The sequence below is a fragment of the Pseudomonas sp. SDO5271_S396 genome (genome assembly GCF_054071795.1).
The window spans coordinates 1-13,089 of record NZ_JBSVWB010000032.1 but is presented as its reverse complement, the minus strand read 5'-3'; the positions used below and the strand labels follow the sequence as shown (position 1 = coordinate 13,089).

The window sequence follows — 13,089 nt, the reverse complement described above, 5'->3', positions numbered from 1 at the left end:
TAATATGCGTAAAAAATTATGTCCATAATTTTTTACCCAATGGTTATCCCCGGAGCCCGCCATGCACCCTCTTCCCTTGCGTCTTCTCACGCCCCTGGCCCTGTTGATCGTCCTCAATGGCTGTAACAGCAAGGCCGACACCGCCGCTGAAGTGCCCCAACCGCGCCCGGTCCTCGCCACCAACGTCGAAGCCGCCGGCAACCAGCAAAGTGCCTACACCGGCGTGGTCGCAGCGCGCACCGAAAGCGACCTGGGGTTCCGGGTCGGCGGCAAGGTCATCGAACGCAAGGTCGACCCCGGCCAGCACGTTTCCCGTGGCGACACTCTGCTGGTGCTGGATATCGGCGACTTCGAGCTGGCCTTGCGCTCGGCGAAGAACCGCGTCAATGCCGCCCAGGCACAATTGCGCCAACGCCGTGACGATGAAAACCGCTACCAACGCCTGGCCAGCACCGGCGCCGTATCGCGGCAGATCTTCGACCAGTCGGCCACCAATCTGCGGGTGGCCGAAGCGGAACTGGCCGCTGCGCAATCCGATGCCAGCCAGATCGAAAACCGTCGCACCTACTCGGTGCTCAAGGCCGATGGCGACGGCATCATCACCGACGTGCGCGTGGACCGCGGCCAAGTGGTGGCCGAAGGGCAAATCGTCGCGCGGCTGGCCCACGACGGCGCCCGCGAAGCCATCGTCAACCTGCCGGAAAACCAGCGCGACCAGGCCTCGCAAAAGGCTCTGGCCTTCCCGTTCGGCGCGCCGGACCAGGCGGTGACCGCCACCCTGCGCGAACTGTCCGCCAGCGCCGACCCCGTCACTCGCACCTACCGCGCCCGCTATGTGTTGCACGGCGCCGTCGAGCGTTTTGCCCTCGGTTCCACCATCACCGTGCGCCTGCAAGGCAACGGCCAGGCTCAACAAACCCGGGTGCCTATCGGCGCGTTGCAGGATGCGGGACAAGGCACCGGTGTGTGGCTGATCGGCGCGGACAACAAGGTCACATTCGCTCCGGTGAACGTTGCCAGCCTCGGCCAGGAAGACGCCTTGCTCGACAGCGGCGTCAGCCCCGGCCAGACCATCGTCGCCCTCGGCGCCCACCTGCTGCACAACGGTGACGCGGTGCGCCTGCTGCCCGCCCAGGCCTTGGCCCTCAACCGCAAACAGGATCACTGAGCATGCGCGGCATCAACCTCTCCGAACTGGCGGTCAAGCACCGCGCCGTCACGCTGTTTCTGATCATTGCGATCCTCGCCGCCGGGGTCTTCTCGTTCGGCAAACTGGGGCGCGCCGAAGACCCGTCGTTTACCGTCAAGGTCATGACCATCACCGCCGCCTGGCCCGGGGCAACCGCTCAGGAGATGCAGGAGCAAGTGGCCGACCGCCTGGAAAAGCGCCTGCAGGAACTGGACTACTACGACCGCGTGGAGACCATCGCCCAGCCGGGCTTTGTGTCGATGCGCATGACCTACAAGGAATCCACGCGCCCCAGCGAGATCCAGGACCTGTTCTACCAGACCCGCAAAAAGCTCAGCGATGAAGCCTCGAAACTGCCCAAGGGCGTGATCGGGCCGTTCTTCAACGACGAGTATTCCGATGTGTACTTCGCGCTGTACGCCCTGGAAGCCGAACACCTGCCCCACCGGCAACAGGTGCAAATGGCCGAAGAACTGCGCCAGGGTCTGCTCAACCTGCCAGGGGTGAAGAAGGTCAACATCCTCGGCGAGCAGGCACAGCGCATCTTCGTCGAGTTCTCGTATGAACGCCTGGCGACCCTGGGCATCAAGCCCGACCAGATCTTTGCCGCCCTCGCCGCGCAGAACGCCGTGGCGCCGTCGGGTTTTGTGGAGACCGCCGGTGCCCGCGCCTACATCCGTATCGACGGCGCCTTCGACAGTCTGGCGCTGATTGAAAACGTACCGCTGGAAGTCAACGGCCGGGTCCTGCGCATCGCCGATGTGGCCAGCGTCAGCCGGGGTTATGAGGACCCGCCCAGCTACCGCATTCGCCACCAGGGCGACCCTGCGCTGATGCTCGGCGTGATCATGGAAAAGCACTGGAACGGCCTTGAACTGGACAAGAGCCTCAAGGCCCAGGAAGCCAAAATCCAAGCGGACCTGCCCCTCGGCGTGAACTTTGCCAAGGTCTCCGACCAGGCGAAAAATATCAGCCTGGCGGTAAACGAATTCATGCTGAAATTCTTCGTCGCCCTGGCCGTGGTGATGGTCATCAGCCTGCTGGCCCTGGGGTTTCGCGTGGGGCTGGTAGTGGCCGCCGCCGTGCCGCTGACCTTGTCGGTGGTGTTCGTGATCATGCTGCTGACCGGGCGTGAATTCGACCGCATCACCCTTGGTGCCCTGATCATTTCCCTGGGCCTGTTGGTGGATGACGCCATCATCGCCATCGAGATGATGGTGGTGAAACTCGAAGAAGGATTCGACCGCATCCACGCCGCCACCTTCGCCTGGAGCGCCACGGCGGCGCCGATGCTCACCGGTACGCTGGTGACCATCATCGGCTTTCTGCCCGTAGGCTTTGCGCGCTCCGGCGCCGGGGAATACGCGGGCAATATTTTCTGGATCGTCGGTTTCGCGCTGATTTCATCCTGGCTGGTGGCGGTGGTGTTCACGCCGTATCTAGGCGTGAAACTGCTGCCGCAGATCAAGCCGGTGCCCGGTGGCCATGAGGCGATCTATGCCGGGCATTACTACCAGAAATTGCGCGCGCTGGTCGAAGCCTGCGTGCGCGGACGCTGGCTGGTGACCGGACTGGTGGTGGCTGCATTCGTGTTGTGCGGGCTGGGCATGGGGATGGTGAAGAAGCAATTCTTCCCCAACTCCGATCGTTCCGAGCTGATTCTGGAGGTGTACATGCCACCGGGCAGTGCGTTCAAAAGCACTGAAGCGGTCGCCGCGCAGCTGGAAAAGGCCCTGCTGCAAGAACCCCAGACGACCCTGGTCGACACCTATGTGGGCGGCGGTGCGCCACGGTTTTTCCTGTCGCTGAACCCGGAGCTGCCCGATCCGGCCTTCGCCAAGCTGATCGTGCAGACACCGGATTCCCATGCCCGCGACGCCTTGAAGCTGCGCATGCGCGAGCGCATCGCGGCGGGTGAGTTTCCGTCGGCACGGGTCCGCGTGACGCAGTTGCTGTTCGGCCCGCCAGTACCGTTCCCGGTGGTATTCCGCGTGTCCGGCCCTGACGTGGACGTACTGCGCGGCATCTCCGAAGAGGTGCGCAAAGTGGTTGCCGCCAACAAGCTGACCAAGGACACCTTCCTCGACTGGGGCGAGCGCACCAGTGGTTATCGCCTGGTGCTGGATCAAGACCGTCTGCGCTTGCTGGGCTTCACGCCCAACGAGGTCAAATCCCAGCTGAACGCCCTGCTCAGCGGCAACCCGATCACCGAAGTGCGCGAAGGCAACCGCACCGTGTCGGTGGTCGCCCGCGCCCAGGGCAGCCAGCGGGAAAACCTCGGCAACCTCAACAACATGACCCTGACCAACAGCGCCGGCACGTCAGTGCCGCTGGCCCAGGTCGGGCATTTCCAGGCGGTGATGGAGGAACCGATTCTCAAGCGCCGCAACCGCGCGACCACCGTGGAAGTGCGCGCCGACATCATCGACGGCGTGCAACCGCCCGACGTGGAAATGGCCGCCTACAAAGACCTGCAACCGCTGATCGCCAAGCTACCGGCCGGTTACCAGATCGATATCGGCGGCCCCGTGGAAGAAAGCGCCAAGGCCAACGTCGCGCTGGCGGCGCTGTTCCCGATCATGATCCTGCTGACCCTTACGGTAATCATGTTCCAGGTGCGCTCGTTCGGCGTGATGTTCATGGTGTTCGCCACGGCCCCCCTTGGCCTGATCGGTGCGGTGCCGACCTTGCTGCTGTTCAACCAGCCGTTCGGCTTCAACGCGATTCTCGGCCTGATCGGCATCGGCGGGATTTTGATGCGCAACACGCTGATCTTCACCGACCAGATCCGCCAGAACCAGGAGCACGGCATGGGGATTCGCGACGCTATCGTCGAAGCCACCGTGCGCCGCGCGCGCCCCGTGATCCTCACTGCATTGGCGGCGGCACTGGCGTTTATCCCGCTGACGCTGTCGGTGTTCTGGTCGTCCCTGGCGTATGTGCTGATTGGCGGGGTGTTGGTGGGCACCGTGCTGACGCTGTTGTTCCTGCCGGCGCTGTGCAGTTTGGTGTTGGGGCGGACCCACGTAAAAGCTGTCGAAACCTCCCACGCAACCGCCGGATAAGCTCTACTCCCCTCACCTCACAACCGCTGCAAAGTCCCTCGCCTGAATACACAATTCCGGTTGAGGGCATCGGGGAGGAACTGCTCACCCTGACCAACGCGTTTCTTCCGTTAGATCAGCGCCGTTCATCTTGGGGCTGCTGCGCAGCCCCAACTCTGGCAACGTGTTTACTCTGTTGGATCAGCGCTGACCATCTTGGGGCTGCTCCGCAGCCCGGCGCAGGGCAAGCCTGCTCACTACAGACGCGGGCCAGGCAGAAACGCAGGCTCAGCCACTCACCGCTTCGACAATTCCATAATCATCCGACTCAACAGATAAATCCGCGGCGATACACTTTCCACCTCCGCATATTCCTCCGGCGTATGAATATTCCCGCCCACAATCCCGAACCCATCCAGCGTCGGCGTGCCCACCCCGGCTGACAGGCTTGCATCCGCCGCGCCGCCGCTGCCTTCGATGGTCAGTTTCTTGCCCAGCTCGCCATAAATGCCCTGGGCAATCGCCACCAGTTTGTCCGACTCCGGCGTCTGTGGCATTGGCGGCAGGCCGCGTTTGAGGCTGGTGGTCACTTCGGTTTCCGGGATCAGTTTGTTGGCCGAAACCCGCACCAGGTCTTTCTCGATGCGGTCGAACTCTTCCGGCAGCGCCGCGCGCACGTCGGCCTTGGCCGTGGCCTGATCGGGGATGACATTGGTGCGGTCGCCCGCCTTGAGCACGGTGAAGTTGATGGTGGTTTTCTTCTCTTCATCGCCCAGTTTGCCCAGTTGCAATATCTGATGCGCAGCTTCCATCGCCGCGTTGCGGCCCAACTCGGGCGCGACACCGGCGTGGGCAGCCTTGCCTTTGACTTCGACCACCGCCGTCGCGCTGCCTTTGCGCCACACCACCAGGCCATCCGCGGGGCGACCGGGCTCCAGGTTCAATGTCACATCGTGGCCTTTGGCAGTGTTGCGGATCAGCTCCGATGCGGTGTCGGAACCGGTCTCTTCGCTGGCGTCGAGCAGGAAGGTGATGTGTGCGTAATCCTTGAAGCCCTGGTTTTTCAGGACTTTCAGCGCGTAGATACCGGCGACGATGCCGCCCTTGTCATCCATCACGCCCGGGCCGTAGGCACGACCGTCCTTGATATGGAACGGACGCTCGGCAGCCGAGCCTTCCTTGAACACCGTGTCCATGTGCGCCATCAGCAGGATTTTCGCCTTGCCGGTGCCTTTGAGCGTGGCGATCACATGGCTGTTGTTGGCCGCCGCGTCGGGCACCAATTCGATGCTGAACCCCAGTTGCTTGAGCTCATCGACGGCAATGTCACGCACCTGGGTCAGGCCCGGCTCATAGCCGGAACCCGAATCGATATTCACCAGGCGCTCCAGCAGTTTCAGGGCCTCAGCCTTGTACTGCTCGGCATCTGCCTGGATCTGTTTGTGGGGTTCGGCGCTGTAGGCCGGTACGGCGAAGGACAAGGCCAGAGTGGCGGCCAGCAGGGTACGGGAGAAGTTGAAGAGCATGAACCGATCCTTGTTTTTTGTTGGAGGGGCTGCCACACCCTACTCCACCGGATCGTTCAGAACCAACTCCTCTGTACCGAATTGACGCAGTCAGGCCCAGGCCACTCAGTGCGAGAACCCACGAGCCAGCATCACCGCCACCCCCAACAACAGCACCGCCGTGATGCGCTGCAACAACACCCGCCGCCGAGGGTTTTCCAGCAGGTGCTTGATGCGCTGGCCGAAGTAGCAATACAGGCAACCGCTGGCAAATTGCAGCAACAGGAAGGTCAGCCCGAGAATAGCGATGTCCGCCGCCGAACTGTGCTCCCCGGCCCCGGCGAACTGCGGGAACACCGCACTGAACATGATGATGGTCTTGGGGTTGGAAAACCCGGTCAGCAGCCCCTTGCCAAACAGGCTGCGCGAGCCCTCCACGTTGCCGGCCTTGTTGATCGATACGCCGCTGCTGGTCCACTGCTTGTAGGCCAGGTACAAAATGTAGGCCACGCCGACAAACTGGATCGCCTGGGTGATCGCCAGGTTGCCCTTGATCAATTCCGAGAAACCCACCGCAAAGATCAGGATGGAAATAAGGTACGACACACTGGCGCCGATCTGCGCCGGGATCGAACTGCGCAGGCCGTCCCTCAGGCCCAGGCTCAACAACAGCAGGGTCATGGGACCGGGGCTGAAAGTCATGGTGGCGCAAAACAGCAGAAAGTAGAGAAACGAGGATAACGTCAACGCACTTGTCATGGTCCTGGACCTTGGATTGGGTAAAACAACGGCAATGGGACGGGCCACGCAAGTGCCCGCCCCGCAGCCCATCAGGCGACAGCGATTTCGGTCGTCAGGGATTCGCGATACATCACGGCCAGTTCGGCGAGGGCCGCCTTGGCACTCTGGTTGCGGGTTTCAAAGGCCACCAGGCCTTTCCAGTTGGTTTCGACAATGGCCTGCACCACGTCGGCGTAATCGCAGTTGCCGTCATGGATGCCGAAGTGCTGGTCCTGCACTCCGTTATTGTTGCTGAAGGAAATGCCCTTGATCAGGTGGTGGTACTTGCGCACCACTTCCGCCGGCAGGCCGTTTTCGATGTTGGCGTGCCCGGCATCGAGGAAGAAGTACACATTGGCATGGTCTTGCAGGCGCTCGAAGATAAAGGCGTATTCCGCTTCATGGGTGAAGATGTAGTGGAATGGCCGATAGTTGACGTAGTTCGACAAGTTCTCCAGATAGATATCCGTGCCCTTGGCCTCGGCGTAACGGGCCAGTTCCTGGATCGACTTGAGGTAGTGGTCCAGTGCGACTTTCTTGGCCATCAACACCATTTTCGGTTCGACGATGCAGCCTCCATGAAGGATCAACGGCGCACCCAGGCGGCTGGCGATGTCGATTTCCTTCTTCACATACTCCACCGCCGCGGCCCGGAAGGCTTCCACATCACTGCCCAGCGGCGCCTTGAAGTTGCCGTGATACACCGGCTTGACCCCGGTGGCCTCGATCTGCACCTGCAAGCTGGCGATGCGTTCATCGGTCCAGTCATCGACCATTTCGCCAAACAGGCTGCCGTCGATATACCAATGGGTGCAGCCACCTTCGACGGCGGTTTGCAGGCCCTTTTCGGCACTCAGGTATTTCTGGTGAGCGACGCCGGTACAAAAAGGGACGGCGGGGGTGATCAGCTTGGTGTCCATGGAGCGAGTCCTTTCATAAGTGGAGCGTTAGAGTTCAATGGCCATGAAATCGGCCTTGGTCACGCCGCAGTCCGGGCATGTCCAGTCATCAGGCACCTCTTCCCAAGGGGTGCCTGCCGGGATTCCGTCTTCGGGAATGCCCAATTCTTCTACATACATAAAACCGCAGGGGGCGCACATATAAGTCTTCATGAGAATGCGAAATCCATTGCTCGCGTGTAGGAAAAAGGCCAGGTGATGGCCAGATGGCGCGCAGTCTAGGTGAGCGACATTGCACAAGGCAGGTAAAGTGATGCCTAATCCGGCCTAACTTCACCGGTAAAAGCACCGGCAAAGACAAGGACGGTTTATGTTTGTATCCCCCATCGCCTTTCAGGAAGGCACCCCCAAGGTCCAACAGATCGTCGAGGCGTTCAGCCAGGCCATCGAAAACGGCGACTGGGCGCCCGGCAGCAAGTTGCCGTCGGTGCGGGAATTGACCGAGGTGCTGGGCGTGAGCAAGTTCACCCTCAACGAAGCGCTGGACCGCTTGCGCGGGCGCAACCTGCTCACGTCGAGCCAGGGCCGGGGTTACTTCGTGGCGATGGACTCGACCCGCCCGGCGTCGGTGACCTGGGTCGACCTGCTGCCCCAAGACCTGCTCAGCGTATTACGTCGCCCGCTGGTCACCGCCGGCGGCGAGCTGCGCCCCGGCGGCGGCCACTTGCCGGAAGCCTGGCTCAACGGCGAAGCCATCCGCCAGGCCATGCGCAGCGTGGTGCGCGCGCCCTCGCTGCGCATCGCCGGGCTGGGCACGCCGGCCGGGCTGTTACCGCTGCGCCAGGCCCTGCAACAGAAGCTGCATGGCGAAGGCCTGTCGGTGCCGGTGGAACAAATCATCACCACCCCCAACACGGTGCAGGGCCTGGACATGCTCATGCGCCTGCTGGCGCGCCCCGGCGACACGGTGCTGCTGGACGCGCCGTGCTATTTCAACTTCCACGCCAACCTGGCCCTGCACGGGGTCAAGGTCGTGACCATCGAGCGCCGACCCGACGGCTTCGACTTCGCCGCCCTCGAACAGCGCCTGGCCGAGCATCGCCCCAGCCTGTACCTGACCACCAGCGTGCTGCACAACCCCACCGGCCATTCCTTCAGCCCCAGCCAGGCCTTTCGCCTGCTGCAACTGACCCAGCAGTATCACTGCCATATCGTCGAGGATGACCTCTACGGCGACCTGCACCCCAACCCGCCACCACGCCTGGCGGCTCTGGCCGGGCTGGAACAGGTCACATATCTGTCAGGCTTTTCCAAGATCCTCAGCGCCAACAGCCGCGTCAGCTACGTGGTGGCCGCACCGCAACTGGCGGCCAACCTGACCAACATGAAGCTGATGAGCGGCGGCGTGACCTCGGAGCTGTTCGAGCAGATCGTCTACCGCATGCTCAGCGAAGGCAGCTACGCCAAGCACCGCAAACGCATGGTGCAACGCCTGATGGAATCCGGCGGGCGCGTCGAGCAATGGCTCAAGCGCTGCGGCTGCGAATTGCCGATGGCCTATGAGGGTGGGATGTTTATCTGGGCGCGCCTGCCGCCGGGGGTCAACGGTGAACTGCTGGCGCAGGAAGCCTTGAAACGCAGCATGGTCCTGGCACCGGGCGCCCTGTTCGGCTACGACCCCGCCCATCGCGACTCGATGCGGTTCAACGTGGCCCACAGCGATGAACCCCGGGCGCAGCGGGTGTTCGAGGCGCTGCTGGTCAAGGCTTCGCGCGGCCCTTGAGCATCCCGTGGTTGACCAACAGCGTGCGCATGGCATTGCGGGTGATCCCCAAAAGGTCTGCCGTGCGCAGCTGGTTGAAACCACAGAACGCAAACGCCTCGCGCACGATCAAGTCTTCAATATCATGCAGCAGCGTGTCGCCCGGCACCTCGAACAAACGCAGCAATTGCTCGCGGATCACTTCCTGAGGGATACGCGGCGCTGCACTGTTGGCGCTGGCGTGCAACGCACTCAGCCCGGCGGAAAACTTCAGGTGATTGGGCATGATCGGTTTGTCGCCCGCCACCAGCAATGCCAGGTGCACCACGTTTTCCAGCTCGCGGATATTGCCCGGCCACGGGTAGTCGAGCAGCGCCTGGGTGGCGGATTCGGAGAGCATCGGCTCGGCGATTTTCAGCCTGGCGCTGTACAGCCGACGGAAGTGCTCCACCAGCGGCAGAATGTCCAACGGCCGCTCGCGCAAGGGCAGGACCTGCACCTGCGCCACGTTGATGCGGTAGAACAGATCGAGGCGAAAATTGCCGGCCTCTACCGCCTGTTCCAGGTCGATGTTGGTGGCGGTCACCAGGCGGATATTGATCTTGATCGGCTTGCGCGAGCCCACGCGCACCACTTCCTGTTCCTGCAACACCCGCAGCAACTTCACCTGCAAAGGCAGCGGCAGGTCGCCGATTTCATCGAGGAACAACGTACCGCCGTCAGCCTCTTCGAACCAGCCGATTCGCCGTCCTGAAGCACCGGAAAACGAACCGGCTTCATGGCCGAAGAATTCGCTCTCCGCCAGGTTTTCACTGATGGCGCCGCAGTTCACCGGCACGAATGCGCCGGTACGCCCACTGGCGCTGTGGATGTAGCGCGCCACCAGTTCCTTGCCGGTACCGGTCTCGCCATTGATCAGCACCGGCGCCTCGCTGGGGCCGACGCGCTTGAGGTAATCGAGCAGTTGCAACGAGCGCGGGTCGGAAAACACCAGGGCCTTGGCGCGGATCGACAGCGGGTCCTTTTCACCCTGGGGCAACGTGAGGACCGGCGTGGGCTGCCCGAGGGGACGGTTCATGAACGAATTTCCGGCGGCGGGATAAAGAAAGTGATGGTGACTTTACCCAGCCGCACATATAACTAGAAATATTAAAAATTCATTAGTACATAACTCGTTTAATAACAGCACTTCACCACTGGAATCGCCTCAAACCGGCCTCTCAGCGGCTTTTTTGATTCGTCGTGTATCTCCTCACAGCCAGATACACTGCAATACAAAGGGCACAAGGCAACGCCTCGGGCAGTGGCTAGACTGCGCAGCAATGACTACTTATTGAGGAACGCAACATGGATCATGTCGATCACATCCTGATCGTCGATGACGACCGAGAGATCCGCGAACTGGTCGGCAACTACCTGAAAAAGAACGGCATGCGCACCACCGTGGTGGCTGATGGCCGGCAGATGCGCAGCTTTCTCGAGACCACCCCGGTGGACCTGATCGTGCTCGACATCATGATGCCCGGCGACGATGGCCTGCAGCTGTGCCGCGAACTGCGGGTCGGCAAACACAAGGCCACGCCGGTGCTGATGCTGACTGCACGCAACGATGAAACCGACCGCATCATCGGCCTGGAAATGGGTGCCGACGATTACCTGATCAAACCCTTCGCCGCCCGCGAACTGCTCGCGCGCATCAACGCCGTGCTGCGCCGCACCCGCATGCTGCCACCCAACCTGGTGGTCAGCGAGACCGGTCGCCTGATTCGCTTTGGCCGCTGGCGCCTGGACACCACCGCCCGCCACCTGCTCGACGAAGACGACACCCTCGTCGCCCTGAGCGGTGCCGAATACCGCTTGTTGCGGGTGTTCCTCGACCATCCCCAGCGTGTGCTCAACCGTGACCAGTTGCTCAACCTCACCCAGGGCCGCGACGCCGATCTGTTCGACCGCTCCATCGATCTACTGGTGAGCCGCCTGCGCCAACGGCTGCTGGACGACGCCCGCGAACCGGCCTACATCAAGACCGTACGCAGCGAAGGCTATGTGTTCTCCCTGGCGGTGGAAATCCTCGGGGCCGAGCAATGACCTCACGTTTGAAACCAAGATTTGGCTGGCCGCGCACCCTGGCCTCGCAGCTGTCGCTGATCTTTCTGATCAGCCTGGTCTGCGCCCATGGTTTGTCTTTCAGTGCGCAGTTCTACGAGCGCTACGTCACCGCCCGCACGGTGATGCTCGGCAATCTGGAAAGCGACGTGGCGACCTCGGTGGCGATCCTCGATCGCCTGCCCGCCAGCGAACGCGCCGACTGGCTGACGCGCATCGACCGGCAGAACTACCGCTACCTGCTTGACATCGGCGAGCCCGGCGAACCGTTGAGCAGCGATGACGTACCCATGGCGGCCACCTCCATTGCCGAGGCCCTGGGCGAACATTACACCCTGACTTTCCGCAACATTCCGGGCTTGCAGAAGCACTTTCAGGCTCACCTGACCCTGGGCGACGGCAGTCCGCTCACCATCGACGTACGCCCTGCCCCGCTGCCCGTGGCCTACTGGCTACCGGTGGTGCTGGTTCTGCAACTGGCGCTGTTGCTCGGCTGCACCTGGATGGCCGTACGCCTGGCGATCCGCCCGCTCACGCGTCTGGCGCGGGCCGTGGAAACCCTCGACCCCAACGCGCACCCCACGCCACTGGACGAAAAAGGCCCGACCGAAGTGGCCCACGCCGCCGCCGCGTTCAACGAAATGCAAAAGCGCATCGCCGAATACCTCAAGGAACGCATGCAGATTCTGGCGGCCATTTCCCACGACCTGCAAACGCCGATCACCCGCATGAAACTGCGTGCCGAATTCATGGAAGAGTCCGCCGACCGGGAAAAGCTCTGGAACGACCTCGGCGAAATGGAACACCTGGTGCGTGAAGGCGTGGCCTATGCGCGCAGCGTGCACGGCGCCACCGAAGCGAGCCACCGCATCGACCTGGACGCCTTCCTCGACAGCCTGGTATTCGACTACCAGGACATGCAAAAACAGGTCAGTCTCACCGGCAGAAGCGCCGTCATCCTCGACACCCGCCCCCACGCCCTGCGGCGAGTGCTGGTGAATCTGGTGGACAACGCCTTGAAATTCGCCGGCTCCGCCCAACTGGAAGTCGGCTCCACGGCCCATGGCGAACTCTCGATCAAAGTCCTCGACCGTGGTCCCGGCATTGCCGAGGACGAACTCAAGCAAGTGCTGCAACCTTTCTACCGCGTCGAAAGCTCACGCAACCGTGGCACCGGCGGCACCGGCCTGGGCCTGGCCATCGCCCAACAACTGGCTGTGGCGATTGGCGGCTCACTGACCTTGAGCAACCGTCCGGAAGGCGGCTTGTGTGCCCAGATCAAAATTCAGTTGTAAGCGAGAAAATGCCCGGCACGACGGCCTTGTTGGCAGCGTTTTTCCAGTCGCTGCAAGACCCCTGTGCGAGCTGTCGAGCCCGGGCGAGGCTGCGAAAGCGGTGGGTCAGGTGGCATCTGTGTTAGCAGTGCCGCAGCTATCGCAGGCAAGCCAGCTCCCACATTGGAGTTCTTTTGTTGGCAAGAGCGTGCCCGGCACGATGGCCCTGCTGACGGCGTTTTTCCAACCACTGCAAGACCCTGTGGGAGTTGTCGAGCCCCAGCGAGGCTACGAAGGCGGGGGGTCAGGCGACATCTTTATTGGCTGTGCCGACGTCTTCGCGGCGATGCGGCGACCCGACAAGCCAGCTCCCACATTGGAGCTCTATGGTTGGAGAGAAAGTATCCGGCGCGATAGACCTGCTGATAGCGTTTTTTCAGCCACTGCAAGACCCCTGTAGGAGCTGTCGAGCCACGGCGAGGCTGCGAAAGCGGTGGGTCAGGTGGCATCTGTGTTAGCAGTGCCGCAGC

10 protein-coding genes are annotated in these 13,089 nt (G+C 62.3%); 5 read left to right on the top strand and 5 right to left on the bottom strand.

Features of this window, described 5'->3' with window-relative positions:
• Positions 1-61 precede the first annotated feature (61 nt).
• Positions 62-1,168, top strand: a complete 1,107-nt coding sequence (locus tag ACW9IN_RS20250; RefSeq protein WP_457367539.1) for an efflux RND transporter periplasmic adaptor subunit — start codon at positions 62-64, stop codon at positions 1,166-1,168.
• A gap of 2 nt (positions 1,169-1,170) precedes the next feature.
• On the top strand, positions 1,171-4,254 hold the full coding sequence (locus tag ACW9IN_RS20245) for an efflux RND transporter permease subunit (RefSeq protein ID WP_457367538.1): 3,084 nt from the start codon (positions 1,171-1,173) through the stop codon (positions 4,252-4,254).
• A 275-nt stretch (positions 4,255-4,529) separates the two neighbouring features.
• Here ACW9IN_RS20245 and ACW9IN_RS20240 read toward each other — a convergent pair whose 3' ends face one another.
• From ACW9IN_RS20240 to ACW9IN_RS20225, 4 genes are all read right to left on the bottom strand, one after another.
• Positions 4,530-5,759, bottom strand: a complete 1,230-nt coding sequence (locus tag ACW9IN_RS20240; protein ID WP_457367537.1) for a M20/M25/M40 family metallo-hydrolase — start codon at positions 5,757-5,759, stop codon at positions 4,530-4,532.
• A 105-nt stretch (positions 5,760-5,864) separates the two neighbouring features.
• Complete coding sequence (locus ACW9IN_RS20235) at positions 5,865-6,497, bottom strand: LysE family translocator (protein WP_457367536.1); 633 nt, start codon at positions 6,495-6,497, stop codon at positions 5,865-5,867.
• Between the two features lie 71 nt (positions 6,498-6,568).
• Positions 6,569-7,438: a sugar phosphate isomerase/epimerase family protein gene (locus tag ACW9IN_RS20230; protein WP_457367535.1), complete on the bottom strand. Its 870-nt coding sequence runs from the start codon at positions 7,436-7,438 to the stop codon at positions 6,569-6,571.
• Between the two features lie 27 nt (positions 7,439-7,465).
• A complete protein-coding gene (locus ACW9IN_RS20225) occupies positions 7,466-7,630 on the bottom strand; it encodes a rubredoxin (RefSeq protein ID WP_457367534.1) in 165 nt (54 codons plus the stop codon).
• Positions 7,631-7,787: 157 nt separating this feature from the next.
• Here ACW9IN_RS20225 and ACW9IN_RS20220 point away from each other — a divergent pair, with 157 nt between their 5' ends.
• Complete coding sequence (locus ACW9IN_RS20220; RefSeq protein ID WP_457367533.1) at positions 7,788-9,200, top strand: aminotransferase-like domain-containing protein; 1,413 nt, start codon at positions 7,788-7,790, stop codon at positions 9,198-9,200.
• Here the strand turns inward: ACW9IN_RS20220 and ACW9IN_RS20215 are convergent.
• Positions 9,178-10,257: a sigma-54 interaction domain-containing protein gene (locus ACW9IN_RS20215; protein ID WP_457367532.1), complete on the bottom strand. Its 1,080-nt coding sequence runs from the start codon at positions 10,255-10,257 to the stop codon at positions 9,178-9,180. The genes ACW9IN_RS20220 and ACW9IN_RS20215 overlap by 23 nt on opposite strands.
• Before the next feature lie 269 nt (positions 10,258-10,526).
• Here ACW9IN_RS20215 and ACW9IN_RS20210 point away from each other — a divergent pair, with 269 nt between their 5' ends.
• Positions 10,527-11,267 carry a response regulator gene (locus ACW9IN_RS20210; RefSeq protein ID WP_457367531.1) on the top strand — a complete coding sequence of 247 codons (741 nt, stop codon included), beginning with the start codon at positions 10,527-10,529 and terminating at the stop codon, positions 11,265-11,267.
• 8 nt (positions 11,268-11,275) lie between these two features.
• A complete protein-coding gene (locus ACW9IN_RS20205; protein ID WP_457367530.1) occupies positions 11,276-12,580 on the top strand; it encodes an ATP-binding protein in 1,305 nt (434 codons plus the stop codon).
• Positions 12,581-13,089 lie beyond the last annotated feature (509 nt).

Bases quoted from the DNA above. Each gene is read 5' to 3' on its own strand.
- ACW9IN_RS20250 (WP_457367539.1), top strand. From the start codon at position 62: ATGCACCCTCTTCCCTTGCGTCTTCTCACGCCCCTGGCCCTGTTGATC.
- ACW9IN_RS20245 (WP_457367538.1), top strand. From the start codon at position 1,171: ATGCGCGGCATCAACCTCTCCGAACTGGCGGTCAAGCACCGCGCCGTC.
- ACW9IN_RS20240 (WP_457367537.1), bottom strand. From the start codon at position 5,759: ATGCTCTTCAACTTCTCCCGTACCCTGCTGGCCGCCACTCTGGCCTTG.
- ACW9IN_RS20235 (WP_457367536.1), bottom strand. From the start codon at position 6,497: ATGACAAGTGCGTTGACGTTATCCTCGTTTCTCTACTTTCTGCTGTTT.
- ACW9IN_RS20230 (WP_457367535.1), bottom strand. From the start codon at position 7,438: ATGGACACCAAGCTGATCACCCCCGCCGTCCCTTTTTGTACCGGCGTC.
- ACW9IN_RS20225 (WP_457367534.1), bottom strand. From the start codon at position 7,630: ATGAAGACTTATATGTGCGCCCCCTGCGGTTTTATGTATGTAGAAGAA.
- ACW9IN_RS20220 (WP_457367533.1), top strand. From the start codon at position 7,788: ATGTTTGTATCCCCCATCGCCTTTCAGGAAGGCACCCCCAAGGTCCAA.
- ACW9IN_RS20215 (WP_457367532.1), bottom strand. From the start codon at position 10,257: ATGAACCGTCCCCTCGGGCAGCCCACGCCGGTCCTCACGTTGCCCCAG.
- ACW9IN_RS20210 (WP_457367531.1), top strand. From the start codon at position 10,527: ATGGATCATGTCGATCACATCCTGATCGTCGATGACGACCGAGAGATC.